Raw genomic sequence first — 16,358 nt, 5'->3', positions numbered from 1 at the left:
TGTTTATTCTAGCCTATCTGCTTGCTATTGGGCAATCTGTTGGGCTAGAATAACGCTTAAGTATAAAACCTAACCTCGTGATGTGTTTATGAAGCTGAAACAGAGATTCCAAACGTTAGTTAAAGGGTATAAGCGTATTAGGCTACCCAAGTTAGCTTCTGCAGACAAGTTAAAGTCGGTCGGTAAGAGGTTCTCACGTATCGGCCGTCCGACATTACTCACTTTAGGTGCTGTGCTCCTCTTAGCAGCTGCCGTTGTGGTAGGTCGTCTCTATACGACAGCTCAACTGTCGACGGAAGCGAGTGAGCAGACAGGTGCTTCACTTGATTCTGTCCTGCGGGAGGCTTATCGTCGGGTTAACTCAGGGGATACCTTTGCTGCGATTACTCTGCTTGAGAACGAGACTAAACGAGGGCGGGATATAGACTGGTTACATGAACTACACTACGAGCTCGGCTTAATCTATAGCGGGTTAGAGAAGAACGAGCTGGCGCTTCGTCAATTCGAGATAGCTCACGCCGAGGCCCAGACGCAGTTCGAGCTTGCGAGAGCTTTACTGGAAGTGGGACGGTTAGCGGAGCGAACGGGTGAGTCGGAGAAAGCTCTGGCTACTTATCGTCGCTACCTCGATATCTCCGGCGCAGTTGAGGCCACTGACCCTGACCTGATAAAGGAGATAGAACGCCGAGTAGAGACCCTAGAGGATAGCCTTGAAGCGTAATCATTCCGGTCGGTCTTCTACCTTGCAATTACCCCATAATAACTCTATATTTAAGGATAAGCTTAAAAGTAAAATGAATAGTTCATGGCATGCCTGATATCAAACAAATAATTAGATCCAAAATAATACTAGTCAGTGTGGCTATAGTAGTGCTTATCGGTGTGGCTGGCTACGGGCTATATAGCCGCTACAGCGAATCTGCGCCGGTGCTGGACGGTGGTCAGGATACAGCTGTATTAGCGGATTTCGAGAGACAGATCGATACGGCACTACAGCTACGGTCAGCTGGTGATTTAGACGGAGCAATCGAGCTATTGAATACAGCCCAGACGGAGACCGCTCAAGCGGAGGAGCGAAGCTACCTTCTGGCTGAGCTGGGCCGACTATACTTTGAACAGGGAGATTATGCAGCTGCTCTCGAGTGTTATCAAGGAGCCGAAGAGCTCGGTCTAACAGAGAGTGAGTTTGTGGTCAGCGGAGTGATCGAGCTTGCCCGAAAGACAGAGCAGTTTGCCCTGGAGCTAGACTACCAGCGGCGGTACATTGAGCTGTTAGAACCCCAGGCAGAACCTGAGGCAGTCGATACTGGCGAGAGTAACTATTTGGTAGCTCAGGCTCAAGCGAGAGTCGCTGAGCTCGAGGGTATTCTCGATGAAAGCTAAGCTGAACTTAAAAGATGTCTTGCTAGCTCTAGCTATGGTTAGTCTATTTACTAGTCCATTCGTTAGTTTGCAGCCCGAGCCAGTCAAGGCCGATGCGGTTAATATTCTGCCCAATCCGGCCGATTTCAGCCCAGGGGGTAATAATTTCTGGGTCGAGGTAGCCAGGAACGGTAATGGAAATGCTCTTGATGCTCCGATAGTATGGCTTAAGCTTTATTTTGATCAAGCCAGTGGTAACAGGGTCAGGTTAATCAACGGTGATGTCTGTTCTAGCGGAGTCGATACTAATACCAACGCTCCGACTAGTTTTCGTTGGGCTCAAGTGAATGAGCTAGGAGTGAGAGAAGGTGAAAATAATCCTTTCTTTCATTTCTCTAGTCAACTGGCAAACTGCCCTGATCGAGAGTTCACTATTCCGGAAGAGGCGATGACCCAATCCATTCGACCCGAGAGTGAAGGGAAGTATGTAGTCCTACTAAAGGCCCTACACACTGGCGGGCTTAATAGTGGTGGCGTAAACGCTTTTAAGGTACAGGCGTTGAACCATGGCGGTATAGTCGGTTATGCCGACCTAGCCCAAAACGGTACTCAGTATAATGATGTAGACCCTTCAGACGGTAATCAGAGTGGAAGCGATTACGGATCTTTCGCTCTGCAGCAACGCTCCGGTAGTGGCCCGGGTACTTTTCAACTCGAGTTCGCCACCAGCTGTTTAGATGCAGATGACATCGAAGAACATAATGGAGAAGCTTACTTAAAGTGGTTCGACGCTGACTACGGTGCCTCTAATCAGCCCAATAATTTGAATTGGAGAGTAGAAGTCCGTGATCGTGAAAGTGGCGATCGAGTACCGGATGAAGACTTTTCACTCTCAGGGTCACAGCTAGGGGGTAATGACGAGTATGCCTGGGAAAAGTTTACTGTTCGGATGGACCGTAAGTACACCTGGATCTGGAGTAACGTCGCTACTACTAACGGTATCCAGATTTGGATGCCGTATGACAGTCAGAACTATAACTCGCCTTGTGACCCGGGCGGTTTAATCACTGGCCGCAAGGTAGTCCACCAAGATGACGGTTCACATGTGACCGATAACGGTCTAAACTCTGTTTTTATTCGTCATACTGCCGGCCCGGGCTCACCTCAGGAAGAGGGTCAGGGTGGAGCTAGCTATATAATTGATGGTCTCCAGCCAGGGGATCATACCTTTGCATTCGGTATGAACAATACTTTAGGTAATCATCCAGCTGCTTATGAATTTCTCGGTCTAACTATGTGCGTGCGAACCGCTACAACTTGTGTGGATCAGGACTCTACCGTGGCCTATCATAATGCCGCCGGTCATTTGCAGCAGAATTCGATTACTATAAACGTTCCCAACGATTCTGTTGAGCACTACGTGAGTGTGTGGTGGCACTTTGAACGTTTAGCTGCGCTGCCGGAAGCGGCCGACCACCGGATATATGGAGCGACTACAGTCGACATCCCCCAGGCTTACGTGCGGGATAATGAACAGTTTCAGATTAATGTGCTGGCCTATCTTTGGCCCAATGCTGGTATCTTAGATCGGGGAGATGATAACAATACTAACCTATGGCTAGCGGGCATTTATGGTGATGATCGTGGAGACAGTATGGGAATCGGGGATCAATCTTCTAATGCCCACCCGCAGACCTGGACTAGTTTTAACTTAGCTGCTGAGGCAAACTGTCCGACGCCAGAAGCCGGACTCTGTCGTAAGCGCGTGCCGGCCGCCTACGTCCCGCAGTCGGACGGAACTGGAGTCGCGACTACTAATACTAAGGACGGCTCAACTACCCCGGGAGGGAATAATTGGCGTAGTATTCGTGACGAAAGTCTGGGCTCTCAGAGCAGCTCCCAGGTCACTAGCTGCGGCAACTACACCACTAGCTATAACCGTTATTGTGGCGGAGTGGCCTCAGGACTGAACAGTAATGTCGGTGGCTTTCAGGGTAATCGAATTAATAATATCGAGATGTCGAATATCCACATTGAAGGACGCGGGATGAGTGGACTTTTAGCTGAAGGCGGTTTGCAGGGCCCGATAGACCGAGACTTACTGCAGCAGCCGCTGTTATTTCCTACCGACAATAGCCAGTCGACCTTACCACGTCAGAGCCAAGGACCAGACAGTGGTCCAGCCTGGGATAACATCCGCGAGCCCAGTACCGGCTTGCTTAACGTGACCGAAACCAGTCCGAATCAAACCTTCCCTAATGTTACGAGTTCGGGCGGAGTGGGAAACTTTGTTTACGACCCACAAAATATCGGTACCGACTACACGGCAGCCGATCGCATTTATGCGAGCGGTACAGCCGTATCACTCCTGCAGGACGGACAGGATAACTCAAATCCACCGTATGACAATCCTAACGAACCGCTGACCTATACCGCCTCACTTGATAGTATCGATCGGGTTGACCTGCAGTGGGATGAGTATGTCGACTGGAGTCAGGTGGACGATAAAGGGCACTGGTACACCAATCAGGCCCGTCGGGCTACCGGAGTGGATAGGGGTCCCCGCGGGGGTACCACAAGCACCAGTGTTAATCGAATCCAACTCACTAACTATGGTTCAAGACAGGTTACAGCGTATCATTGGCGCTGCGTACATAGTAATACCGGTTCATCGCATACTCATAGCTACAGTAGTATAGGGTCTAACCCTAACAATCATCACACTGGTTCGTGGAACTGCTTCCGAACCGGTACTAGCTATACCTCGACCTCGACTTACTGTGTTGGTAATACCAGTGTGGCCTACCGTAATAATAGTTTGAACTACTATAATGACTCTACCCAAAGTCGCTATGGTTGGCGCAATACTCAGACTACTACACAGCAGATGCCCTACGGTGGGAATGGAGGGAACGCTTCGAGCGCTTTCTATAGTAGCTACAGTACTACGCCAACTTGGGGGCGGGTAGGGGTGACGAACTTCTGGCAAGATAGTGGGGTTACTAATATGAGTAACTCTGCCTCTAGTCAAAAGCCGTCACATTTCAACCGCTGGATCTACAATACTAGCGATCCGGCCTACAATAACCGTCACATCTTCAGCCAGAGTATTACGCCCAGCTTTAGGGACGATTGGTACAAGACTGGCTCATCCTGTATCACCCGGTACCCCAATGGGAGCCACACAACCTTTACGACAACCGTTAGTGTGGCCTCTTACTACCCCAGTGCAAAGCGGATATATGAAGATACCTCTTCAAGTGCAATCAATGGTCATGTTTATGGTAAATACGGTAATGCCGCTACCTATGATGGTAACAGCGACGGACTCGTAGACGTCGGCTGGAGTTGGGCCTCTAACTTACAGCGAGTGCGTTATGAGCAGACCTATACTAATCGTGAGCGTAAGCTCGGTCCGCGCTACCGCAGCGGTACTGGGGATGAACGTCTGTATGGTACCGACCCGACCCGGGCCACTCTAGCTGGCCGCGGTTTAGCCACTATTTATAATCCGATCGTGGATGTCAGCGCGGCTGACGTATTCTCTGGGGGAAACCTACATAGCTACTTCCAAGACTCGCAAGCAAATTCGGCCTTCCTGTTCTCTAATAGTCAGATCATTAATTTCCGTAATCAGAGCCGGAGTTTTGAAGACTACAATATAAACCCGAACCGCGACCGAGTCGGCGCCTTCTATCCGGACGGGGAAGACCCAGTTAACTACGTATTTCAAGACTATCAGGCGCTGGTTAACACAGCTGCAGACACCTGTAGCATTCCCAATAACCTAGAGCGAGCTAGTGCGCAGAAGAGTGACAACGTATTCTATTGTGACGGTGATCTCAACCTGAGCAGCCATACTTTTACCGGGGGTGCAGGAACTATTATTGTCGATGGTGATCTGTATATCACCGACAATGTAAGTTATAACACCGCTCTGGTGAATGATCGGGATATCTTGCCTTCAGCCGGCTTTATCGTTACCGGTAATATCTACATCAGTCCAAACGTTACCAGTATCTCCGGCAGTTACTTCGCTAACGGCTGTTTCAACTCCGGCAGCCTTCTCTTAACTGATACTAGTAACCGCAGCTGCGCTCAGCCGGTCGGGAACAGCAACCGCATACTAGATGACTCTCCCCTTAGTATTAACGGCTTAGTAATTGCCAATAACTTCATTCTCGCCCGTCAACCAAGTGGTGCCAGTAATCGACTCGGCAATGGAGCAGAGCAGTTCTTCTACGACGGTCGGGTCGTGGTCAATCCGCCACCTGGATTCAGCCGTATCTTTACTGCTGATGCCGTATGGAACGACACCGTACCGCGCAACTAGGGTCGGTACTTGTGAAGCATAAGTAGTATAAGGTACACTGAAAACAACCAAATGGGTCAATATATATAATGGTAAAAATAAACTTACTTCCTGACGTAGTTCTAGAACGACGACGACAGGCGCGCATCCGACATATCGCTAATCTATCTGTTTTAGCTTGGCTAGGACTATTCTTAGCAATATGGCTGGGGGTTTTTGCGGTCGCTCGAGTGCAGGTAGTGATGCGCAATAATGCGGTCGATGAGCAGCAGCGCTTGGAGAGTATCGCTAATTCGGAAGAGAGTGTAGCTTTTAGAGAAGAAGCGTTAGCAGTTCAGTCCAGTCTGGAGGCTTTAGCCCAGCTCTTTGTCGATCGACAATCGGCCGGTCAGTTCCTGCAAGTACTAGCTGATACCTCGACGGCCAATGTGAGAGTACGAGATTTAATCTATGGCCGTGACGGAGCGATTAGTATCAGTGGTACGGCCCGATCGTACCAAGCGGTCGGAGAGTTCGAGCAGGCAATGAAGAATTCTGCCGTTCGGGCTGAGACTAACCGTGATACTCTCGGCTACTTTCGTGATGTAGCCCTCTTCGGTGCTTCTCTAGCTGATGCCGGGGCAGTTAATTTCGAGCTTCAGGCCGGCTATGTGCCGTTACGGCCGGTGGCTGAGGAGGAAGAAGTGCCGGAGGATGATGCTGCGGAAACAGAGGGGTCGACTCCGGCGCAAGATAGTGGTGCAGCCGAACCCGCCGCACCGGGAGAGAATGATGAATAATTCGATTCAGAACATGAAGCAGAAGCTCAACGATATGAGTCTCAATAACTTACTTGGTTTGTATCTGCTGGGTGGCCTTGTCGTGGCGGCTTTAGTTGGTTATCTTTTGATCCGTCCGGCTTATACAAACCTTCAGGCTACCCGAACCGAGCGAGCGCAGATCCTAGAGCAGAATGATAATCTACAGAAACTAATCGACGATACACAACGGCTACGCGAGAACTATGATTCCGTGCTCGATCAGCGTGACGAAATCTTAAGCCTGCTACCGGAAGAGAATGAAGAGCAGTACCTGATCGCTTTGCTCGGTAGCCTGGCGCAAGATAACAACGTTCTACTAAGTAATTTCCGCCCAGAGACGATAGCCGGAAGCGGTAGTGTAGCCAGCCAGGATGAGACCGGTACTTACACTAACTATAGTGCCACGGTGAACCTGACTGGCTCATACGAAGCCATCACTAGTTTCTTGGATCAACTTGAGAGTAGTTCTCGTTTCATCGAGGTACGTAGTTTTAGCGCTTCGGGCAGTTCCGGTGATGTTATTGCCGATAGTGCACTTAATCTGACGTTAACCCTAGATGCCTACTACCAGAATATCTCACCGGATGATGCGGATGAGCTAGGAGGTCAAGAATGAAAGTCCTAGATAAACTAACTCGGGAACAGCGCCGTACTGTGAATGAGGTAGCAGTCTTAGTAGTGATCGCTCTTATAGCGGTAGCCTACTTTGCCCTATCTTCCTCCAGTACCGAGCCAGGTCCCATCACCCCGCGCAGTACAGAGTTTAGTACCGACTTTAACCTCGACGGGCTAAATGCGGTCGAGCAGGCTAATGACAACCGGCCTAATCTGGAAACCGATACCGGTAAATCTAACCCCTTCTCGTTTTAGCGTATGCAGGAATATACCTATATCGCCAAGGATACTAACGGCAAGGTCGTTAAGGCCCGAGTAGAGGCTACTAGCCCGTCTGAAGCGGCTAAACTACTAGTTAGTAAGAACTTGTTCCCGGTAGAGGTTAAGCCGCTGGATGAGTCGGATTTTGGGGAGAAGCTTCGTCGCTACGTACAGGATGTACGTCGCATTAAGGCCAAGGATAGAGTGATATTGACCCGTCAGTTGGCGACCCTGGTCCGGGCCGGTCTGCCATTGGCTAAAGCGCTTCAGATCCTGGTACAGCAGATCGATAATCAGAAACTGAGCAAGATCATGCAGGGGGTGAGCAACAACATTCAGGGCGGTGGAACTCTAGCTAATTCGTTGGCGCAGTATCCGGAAGTCTTTAACATGATCTATATCAGTATGGTCGAGGCCGGGGAGATGAGCGGTAATCTAGATGAGACCTTACTGCGCCTGGCAGATCAGGAGGAGAAGGATCAGGCGATTCGTTCGAAGGTGCGTAGTGCTCTAACTTATCCGGTTGTGGTACTGATCGTGCTGTTGGCTGTAACTGGTCTAATGATTACCATGGTGATTCCCCAGGTAGCTAACATGTATGTCGAGCTGAACCAGCCACTGCCGAGTTTGACCAACATCCTAATCACCATCTCTGATTTCTTTAAAGGATACTTCTATGTAGTACTCGCGGCGCTGGCTTTAGCGATTTACGGCAGCCGAGCCTACATTAAAAGTGATAGGGGTCGGGACGCGTTCGATAGTTTGAAATTGCACATTCCGGCCGTCAGCATCATCGTCAAAAAGGTCTACATGGCGCGGTTCACCCGAACGATGGCCTCACTGATTAACAGCGGGGTGTCGGTGCTACAGGCCTTAAAGATCACCTCGCGAGCTATTAATAACGTCCATCTGGAGCGAGCTATTAAGGAGATCTCCGAGCGGGTTAAGTCCGGTGACGCCATCTCGAAGCCGATTCAGAATAACCCGCTGTTTCTACCGTTAGTAGGTCAGATGATTGAGGTCGGCGAAGAGACCGGTAGCGTGGGCGATAGTATGAACCGAGTAGCTAGCTACTTTGAGTCCGAGGTTGATGAGGCGATGGAAAATATATCCTCACTAATCGAGCCGATCACGATGGTGGTTCTAGGTGGAATCGTAGCTTTCTTAGTAGCGGCCGTACTACTGCCGATCTATAATCTCGTCTCAAATATACGGTAGTTGTAGAATAATTGACTACAACTACATATCTTTAGTACAATAAAGCATAACCAGATAGCAGTCGGTTACCTAAGGAGGACAGCGTGCTAGAAAAAGCCAAAAACAGTCGCGGATTTACCCTAATCGAAGTAGTTATCGTTCTAGCCATCGGTGCTTTAATTATTCTAGTAGTCTTAAACGCCATTTCCTCCGCTCAGCGTAATCAGCGGGACAGCACGCGGCGCCAAGAGGCTAGCCAGATTGCCGCCGCCCTTGAGTCATATTCTGCAAATAACGGCGGCGAGTACCCAGCTAATACCGCTGTTATTGACGAGATCGATGACTATTTGCCGGAACTTGAAGGTGATGTCGGCGGGTTTAAGTACACGCGAATTGGAGCCTTTGATGCCGATGCTTGTAGTACTGAGGATGGTGATACCTATCAGATAACCTATTCCCGCTCGGACGGCGGTCGCAGCTACGATCTAGGTGTCTGCTTGGAAGTCGGCGGCGAAGTAGATATTCGCAACCAGTAAATCGTTACACCGCGGCGCAACATACAGGAGTCAGATATGACCAGTGTATGTTACTATAAGCGTAAACATAACCCAGACCGGAAACATGAAAAAAAACCGACTATTCAACTCAGACGGCTACACCTTAATCGAAATAGTGGTGGTGCTAGCAATCATCGGTATTTTTACCATGACTTTAGTTGGTTCCGGTACTAGCAATATAGCTATCGAGCGCTTCAGTGGTAACGTCAACGAGTTTGCCAACGCCATTACAGAGGCTGAGGTAAACGCTTACTCATCGCAGGTCGGTAGCTGCGCGGAAGGAGCTGACTGCTACTGGCGAGGCAACGTGCTCGAGTATAGTGTCGGCGGTGATCTCTACCGGCAGTACTTACTGTTAGGGCAAGATATCTCACGTTTTAGCAATAATATCGATCAGCGCTTGGGTCTGACCGGAAAACAGATCCGGCAGGAATACCGCCTAACTGATATCGGCTTGAATCTCAGCGGTATCGGCAGTAACTGTAACCTAGCGGACTTATCATCAAACGTCGGTGCTATGTGTGCGTCTACTCACGGCGAGTTATCGCTAGCTCTGCTGGCTCCGGATGGTCGTGCATACACCGCCGATCAACACTATGTAAATGCCAGTCCCGGTAATCCTAACGCCTATGACCCTAATGTACGCGCCTATGATCAAGAGGTACCGGTCACTTTTGTGCTAGAAGATGAGGCGACCAGCCTGGTAGGTTATGTGACCTATGATCCGAAAAACGGTAGTATTGATACGAGGGTACAGTAATAGATGCAGCTTAGATTAACTAAAGATCAAACCGGCTTAACCTTAATTGAGGTGGTAATCGCTATCGCGCTGCTAGCTATCGCCATGGCTGCCTCCGGCGCTTTAGCTACCAGCACTACACGATTAACTACTGAGTCTGGTAGGCGGACTCAGGCGACAGCCTTAGCAATGCGTGAGCTGGAGACCTTACGAAATCACCGTGACGGGCTAGCCGAGCGGGGGGGTGGTGAGAGTACGCTGTTAATTACCGATTTACTGGCTAACGTGCCGGCTCAAGGTAGCGGCAGCCGTTGCTTTTCCTTTGTAGTGGTGGGCGATGAAGAGAGTGATACCGGCTGGCGGCTGGAGCCGACTAGTAGTTATCAGGAGCCAACGGCTTATCAGCAGAGTGACTTTGCCAGCGGTGGCGATTATGTTGGCTTCGATAACTTTGAGCGGGTTATCGAGCTATGCGAGACAGAAGAGTATAGCGTGGACCTGGTAGACGGAGTGGCTCAGGGCGGCTACCAGACCAGCCAGTTCCTCTACGATGTGGAAGTAAGAGTGTTATGGCAGGAGGCCGGTCCGCCCCGGCGAGAGCTCGTTTATCGCAGCGTACTCTCGACTCCGCTAGGAGCTACCTATGAATAATCAGCACGGTTTCACCCTGGTTGAGGTGGCGATAAGTATGGCTATCTTATCGGTGACCATGATGGTGGCCACTATGGGCTTTATCTCAATTGTGCGCCTGCAGGAGAAGGCAGAGTCGGTACGTAACGTCCAGCAAACTACTCGGTATGCCCTGGAGACCATCACACGTGATGTCCGTAACGCCAATACCTACTCACTGAGTGATAACGGGCGACAGATCCTACTGCCTAACGCTCTGACCCCGTCCGCCCAAGTCCGCTACACTTATATAGTTGACGATGGAATTTATCGAGTGCAGTGCGGGGTGAGTTGTCCGACTTCGGCCACTGCCGGAGAGAACCTAACGAGCGGTGTGATTAGGGTAATCGACTTTGAGCTAGAAGTTATCGCTACCGGATCTTCCGCTACCAGTCCTTTGCGGCTGTATATGCGTAGTGCCCAGCCCCAAGCCGGCTTAGTTGAGACGGATCCTTACTACTATGAGTACGAGACGACAACTACAGTGGTGCCGCGACGATGATAGTACGTAGTCTGCAGCCGCAACACCGGATGGATAGTCAGGGTAGTGTAGCGCTCTATCTGGTAATGATCATGTCTATTTTACTCATGACAACTACGGTGGTGGCCTCGCGGCTAGCGATTAGTGAGCTCTCACAGGCCAGTGAAGTCGATCTATCAGACGCGGCTTACTATGCGGCCGAAGCCGGTGTCGAAGAGGCCAGCCGTCGCCTGGATGCCAATACAAGTGTCGAATTGGAGCTGGCCGAGATATTTCCTGAACAGTACACTAACGGTGCTAATGGTGGTTCTCAGCATGGTGATCGTATGCAGTTAACTGATAGTGATGGAGGAAGTAACTTGGGTGGTTCGCTCGGTATCGCGGCGGATCCGGAGTCCGACCATGCCGATATCTTCGGTCGACTGTCCTGGCGGCAACGGCGAGTGTATGAAGAGCCCTTGGCGCCGCTGGGTACGCAGGTAAAAGATGAGTCGATTCAGCTCGATACTACTGAATTACGTCGGGAGATTAACGGCACGATCTATGGTAACGACGGTACAGACAGTGACGGCAGCTCGATCCATGCGGCTTTTGGGGGAATCGAGTACTGCTGGACACCTAAAGGCCCGGGAAATGTAACTGTACTGCCGGATCTGGAGCTAACCGTTCTTTCGTATCCGAGTAACAACGCCGGGGCCATCGAGACGGAGAAGTATGTGTTCTCCGAAGTTTCTAATGTTCAGTCGGGTCGGTTTATAAATATTAGCGTGGCCGGTACCAACCCGACCGAGCAGGATCTCTACGCTAACTGTATCGACATTACGACCACCGATACCAGTCGGCGCTACATCTTTCGGGTTCGACCACTTTTTGCCGGAGCCTCTGATTCGAATCCAAATGCTTACCAGGTCAGCTACCGGACTAAGCTGATCGATACTCGACTTAATTCCCACCAGCCTGGCAGCACTCAGCCGCCGCTGTATATCCCTGGAAGTACCGTGCTGATCGATGTAGTGGGTCAGTCCGGAGATATCCGGCGGCGTATCGTGGCCCGGAAAGAGCGCAACGGCCGTATCCTGGGTATTTTCGATTACGTACTCTACTCCGGCGATCCAGTCCTGCCGGTCTGTAAGGTCGGCGTGCAGCAGGTTGATGAACCTAGTGCACCGGGCACGGGCTATACTCTGGGTAACTGTTTAGTGGCAGGTAATGTCGATCAAGGCCAAGAACCAACTCTACCTGATTTGCCTCAGGATGATCCGCCTGAGCCGGATGAGGAGATTTATGAGGCTGAAACTTTTAATGTCAACTCGGGTGCCGTAGTAGTTAACAACGGTAGTGCTTCTGGCGGTCAAGCCCAGCGTATGAATCCGTCGCACTCTTGGGTCGGGATGTACCTCACGCCCCAGGATAACTACTCTAGTATCGAGGTGCGGGCAAGACGCTGTAGTACTTCAGGTAGCCCCAGGATGCGTATAAACATCAACGGTGGCAGTAACTATGTGGGCACTACCCATATAGTATCTAGCACTAGTTACAACACCTATACCTTCAATGTTAGTGGCAGTTCGCAATTCAATCTGTACTACGTAGTTAACTACTCCGGGTACGGCTGCTTAGAGGTCGACTATCTCGAGTTTGTTAGATAGTTCTAGTTCTTACTCGGGATAGACCACGCGTGATTTAATGAATTGAAGCTTATGGTTTATAGTTAGGTTAACTAAGTAGTTAAAGTAATACGGAGCCCCTCTCATGCCTGACTCTCAGCCCAATCCTACCAGCTGGCCACAAGAGCTAAAGCAGGGATACGATCACGGTCGGAAGTGGGCTCATAATCACCGAGCCGGCCTGCGCCAGGGAGCTAAGGTTATAATTGTCGCCGTAATCGTAGCGCTTGCGGTAGCGATAGTTAGTATATATGGTTCCGGCCGCCAGAATCGGTTTACCCATGTCGTGTCACAGATAGTGCCATTTCCGGCTGCTATGGTGGAGGGGGAGTCGCTGCGTTACTCGGTCTATCTAGATCAGGTGCGCTACCTCGATGGTTTGATTGCCTATGAGTCACCGGACGCCGATAGCACCATTACGCAGGAGCAGATCGACCTACAGTCGATTGAGAGTTTAATTAACGCTAAGATCGTCGAGCTCGAATCGTATCAACGAGGGCTAACGGTTAGTGCGGCCGAGATCGATATCAATTTGGAGCATTTATACGGCAGTGACACAGAATTGAGTGAGCAGCTAGCAAGTCATGGGGTGGGGGATGATATGGTGCGACGACAGGTGCGTACTCAGATCCTGCAGTTTAAGCTTAGTCAGGAGCTAGATGAACAAGGTGAGATAACTGAAGGGGAGTCGATTATCGACTGGATAGCTATGCGACGTGAGGCGATTAACATCCGTTATTTATTGCCTCAGCACGGGGGTTAACCGGTTGCGTGCAACCTGCTTATGCCTTATAGTTATTCCAAATGGCTATCTTAGATAAAAACACAGATTATTTCGGACTTGATATCGGTACTACCGGCATTCGCATGGTACAGCTTAAGGCTGGTGCTGGTGCACCGGCCTTAGTAGCGTACGGAGCGATGGCTGCTCCAGCCGATTTAATCAGTAGTGATTCTGAGATTGATCATGACCGGATCGCTGCCGTTATCCGACAGTTGAAAGATGAGACTCAGATTAAGACCAACGAGGTTGTTACGGCGATCCCCTCCGCTCACGCCTTTACCACTGTAATCACTACGCCGAAGTTAAGTGAGAGTGAGCTAGCTAAGTCGATTCAGCTACAGGCCGATCAGTATATACCGATGCCGGTGAGCGAGGCTAAGCTGGACTGGCACATCATCGATCCGAATAAGAGCGAGACTGAAATGTCGGTACTACTAGTAGCGGCCCCGAAGAATGTCGTCGATAAGTATCTCTCTGTGGTAGAAAAGGCTGGGCTTAACCTACATGCACTGGAGATTAACGCTCTAGCTACCGGTCGTAGCGTGATTAGTGTAACCGAAGTGCCGGTAGCAGTAGTCGACTTTGGTAATACCAGTACGGAGATTACGGTCATCTGGCAGCGGGTACCGCATCTGGTGCGTTCCGTTAATATCGGCGGAGCGACCCTAGTGCGTTCAGTAGCTCAGAATCTCAACATCGACGAGGAGCAGGCCAGTCAGTTCCTGCAGAAGTTTGGTGTTACTCAGACTAAGCTAGAAGGCCAGGTACTCAAGGCCGTTAAGGGTAGCTTAGACAGCGTGATGAGTGAAATATCGAAATCAATTAAGTTTTTTACCAGCCAGAATGCCGGTGTAGCGCTGGAGAAGGTAGTTCTAACTGGCGGACCTACCGCCTTACCGGAAATGCCCTCTTACGTCGCCAACACCCTTAATCTGCCGGTCGAGATTGCTAATCCCTGGATGAACGTTAGTTATCCGGCTGCTCAGCAGGATATGCTGATGGGTAAATCCTTGCAGTTCGCGGTCGCCGTCGGGCTGGCCCAACGGTCGTTTGTCTAGTCTAGAGACAGGTAGTTATTTACAGCTAAGAGCGGAGTCATATAAGTGTTAACCGGTGAAGCCCAAAAGACATTTGAGCAGTTACTTCTGGATCAGGGCTATCTCTCTGCCGATCAACTCAAGGATCTACAGCGCGAATCGGCCGAGACAAATAAATCTATTCTCAGTCTAATTTCCGAGCGGCGTTTGATTGACGAGGAGAAGGTAGTACAGACGGTAGCTAAGGCCGATAACGTGCCTTATGCTAACTTACAGGGCTTTCAGGTCGACGATGAGCTGAAGAAACTGATTCCCAAGGATTTGGCGCGCAGTCATCAGGTGGTACCGATTGGAGTGATGGAGGGGCGATTGGTGGTCGGCATGATCGATCCGACCAACCTGCAAGCGGTGGACTTTATTACGCGTAAACTTGGCCGCCCGGTCACACCACATATGGTTTCGGGTAAAAGCATTAATGCCGTCCTCTCCCAGTATAAGGCGGATGTCTCAGAAGAAGTCTCTGCCGTAGTCGGTTCGGCCGACGAGTTTGCTCAAGCCGAACAGGCGCATCAGGATAAACTTCAGGCCAACGGGTCACAAGAGGTCAAGACTTTAGTTCAGGACGCTCCAATTACGCGGGCGTTGAACACAATATTAGATTATGCCGCTCAGATGGAAGCTTCCGATATCCACATGGAGCCACGGGAAGAAGAGCTGAAGATTCGTTTCCGCGTCGATGGTATCCTGCAGGATACCATGACGCTACCGAAAGAGGTCGAAGCCGCTCTGGTATCTCGCGTAAAGATTCTTGCCAATCTAAAGATCGACGAGCACCGGATTCCTCAAGACGGTGAGTTTCAGATCGAGCATCAGGGTCGTGACATCGATTTACGTATCTCGATCGCGCCTTTAGTATGGGGTGAACAGGTAGTCATTCGTCTCTTGGATAAAGATTCCAGCCTACTCAGTATCGAATCGCTCGGTTATGTTGGGCGGGCTAAACGGCTTATTAGTGAAGGGTTGAAGCGTCCGCACGGTATGACGCTTTCGACCGGTCCGACCGGTAGTGGTAAGTCGACGACCTTGTATGCTGCACTCAACACTATTAAGGAAGTGGCGATTAACATTATCACTTTGGAAGATCCGGTCGAATATAAGATGAATGGGGTGAATCAGATGCAGGTCAACCCCCAGGTCGGTTTAACTTTTGCCAGCGGCTTACGCTCGATCTTGCGTCAAGACCCAGATGTAGTGATGATCGGGGAAATTCGAGATAGCGAGACGGCTGATTTGGCGGTGCAGGCGGCTTTGACCGGACACGTAGTGCTCTCGACCCTGCACACTAACTCGGCCTCTGGTGTTCTGCCCCGGTTGATCGATATGGGTATCGAACCTTTCTTGATTGCCTCTACGGTTAATACCATCATCGGACAGCGACTTGTGCGTCGTATTTGTGATAAGTGCTCGGAGAGCTATGAGGCTTCGCCGGCGGAAGTAGAGTCGATCAGGAAGTCGATGGAGGGGATACTACCGGAGTCGGGTACGGCCGATGCGCAGCTACGTGAAGACTTGGGTTATGAGAACTTGCCCTCATTAGGTGAAAACGCTTATACTTTGTACAGAGGCAAGGGCTGCAGTGAGTGCCAGGACGGTTACAAGGGACGAACCGGCATCTTCGAAGTCTTCTCGATTACACCGGAGATGGAGAAGCTACTAGCTAGTCAGACCACCAGTACTCAGGTACAGCTTCAGGCTCAGAAGGACGGCATGATAACCATGAAACAGGACGGCTACCTCAAGGCTTTGAACGGTGTGACCACCCTAGAAGAGGTCATGCGGGTAGCGTCAGATGCGTAATAGAGAGGCGGGGATATAGG

The 16,358-nt window shown here is 50.5% G+C and carries 15 protein-coding genes; all 15 read left to right on the top strand.

The annotated features are described in order from the left end of the window. Positions 1–88 precede the first annotated feature (88 nt). On the top strand, positions 89–721 hold the full coding sequence (locus tag WD467_01655; GenBank protein ID MEX2452596.1) for a tetratricopeptide repeat protein: 633 nt from the start codon (positions 89–91) through the stop codon (positions 719–721). Between the two features lie 89 nt (positions 722–810). Beyond that, complete coding sequence (locus WD467_01650; GenBank protein MEX2452595.1) at positions 811–1,383, top strand: hypothetical protein; 573 nt, start codon at positions 811–813, stop codon at positions 1,381–1,383. Beyond that, positions 1,373–5,695, top strand: a complete 4,323-nt coding sequence (locus tag WD467_01645) for a hypothetical protein (GenBank protein ID MEX2452594.1) — start codon at positions 1,373–1,375, stop codon at positions 5,693–5,695. Before WD467_01650 ends, WD467_01645 begins: the two co-directional genes overlap by 11 nt. A 68-nt stretch (positions 5,696–5,763) precedes the next feature. Further along, complete coding sequence (locus WD467_01640) at positions 5,764–6,453, top strand: hypothetical protein (GenBank protein MEX2452593.1); 690 nt, start codon at positions 5,764–5,766, stop codon at positions 6,451–6,453. Beyond that, positions 6,368–7,090 (top strand): type 4a pilus biogenesis protein PilO, encoded by a 723-nt coding sequence (pilO, locus tag WD467_01635; GenBank protein ID MEX2452592.1) that lies wholly within the window; start codon positions 6,368–6,370, stop codon positions 7,088–7,090. The genes WD467_01640 and pilO overlap by 86 nt, the downstream gene beginning before the upstream one ends. Further along, on the top strand, positions 7,087–7,344 hold the full coding sequence (locus WD467_01630) for a hypothetical protein (protein MEX2452591.1): 258 nt from the start codon (positions 7,087–7,089) through the stop codon (positions 7,342–7,344). The genes pilO and WD467_01630 overlap by 4 nt, the downstream gene beginning before the upstream one ends. Before the next feature lie 3 nt (positions 7,345–7,347). Beyond that, positions 7,348–8,568 (top strand): type II secretion system F family protein, encoded by a 1,221-nt coding sequence (locus WD467_01625; protein MEX2452590.1) that lies wholly within the window; start codon positions 7,348–7,350, stop codon positions 8,566–8,568. Positions 8,569–8,651: 83 nt separating this feature from the next. Next, positions 8,652–9,083, top strand: a complete 432-nt coding sequence (locus WD467_01620) for a type II secretion system protein (GenBank protein MEX2452589.1) — start codon at positions 8,652–8,654, stop codon at positions 9,081–9,083. Between the two features lie 85 nt (positions 9,084–9,168). After that, positions 9,169–9,864 carry a type II secretion system protein gene (locus WD467_01615; protein MEX2452588.1) on the top strand — a complete coding sequence of 232 codons (696 nt, stop codon included), beginning with the start codon at positions 9,169–9,171 and terminating at the stop codon, positions 9,862–9,864. A gap of 3 nt (positions 9,865–9,867) precedes the next feature. Beyond that, complete coding sequence (locus tag WD467_01610) at positions 9,868–10,494, top strand: prepilin-type N-terminal cleavage/methylation domain-containing protein (GenBank protein MEX2452587.1); 627 nt, start codon at positions 9,868–9,870, stop codon at positions 10,492–10,494. After that, entirely contained in the window at positions 10,487–11,014 is a 528-nt protein-coding gene (locus WD467_01605) for a prepilin-type N-terminal cleavage/methylation domain-containing protein (GenBank protein ID MEX2452586.1), read from the top strand. The genes WD467_01610 and WD467_01605 overlap by 8 nt, the downstream gene beginning before the upstream one ends. Further along, positions 11,011–12,642 (top strand): hypothetical protein, encoded by a 1,632-nt coding sequence (locus WD467_01600; protein MEX2452585.1) that lies wholly within the window; start codon positions 11,011–11,013, stop codon positions 12,640–12,642. The genes WD467_01605 and WD467_01600 overlap by 4 nt, the downstream gene beginning before the upstream one ends. A gap of 103 nt (positions 12,643–12,745) precedes the next feature. Next, complete coding sequence (locus WD467_01595; GenBank protein MEX2452584.1) at positions 12,746–13,423, top strand: SurA N-terminal domain-containing protein; 678 nt, start codon at positions 12,746–12,748, stop codon at positions 13,421–13,423. Between the two features lie 41 nt (positions 13,424–13,464). After that, the gene (pilM, locus tag WD467_01590; protein ID MEX2452583.1) at positions 13,465–14,502 is read left to right on the top strand and encodes a type IV pilus assembly protein PilM; all 1,038 of its coding nucleotides are present in this window, start codon (positions 13,465–13,467) and stop codon (positions 14,500–14,502) included. 45 nt (positions 14,503–14,547) lie between these two features. Continuing rightward, positions 14,548–16,338: an ATPase, T2SS/T4P/T4SS family gene (locus WD467_01585; GenBank protein ID MEX2452582.1), complete on the top strand. Its 1,791-nt coding sequence runs from the start codon at positions 14,548–14,550 to the stop codon at positions 16,336–16,338. The last annotated feature ends 20 nt before the right edge of the window (positions 16,339–16,358 follow it).

It is taken from the genome of Candidatus Saccharimonadales bacterium (assembly GCA_040903985.1).
GTDB lineage: Bacteria > Patescibacteriota > Saccharimonadia > QS-5-54-17 > QS-5-54-17 > JBBDUI01.
The sequence above is the reverse complement of the archived record's forward strand: the minus strand, read 5'-3'. Positions and strand labels throughout refer to the sequence as shown.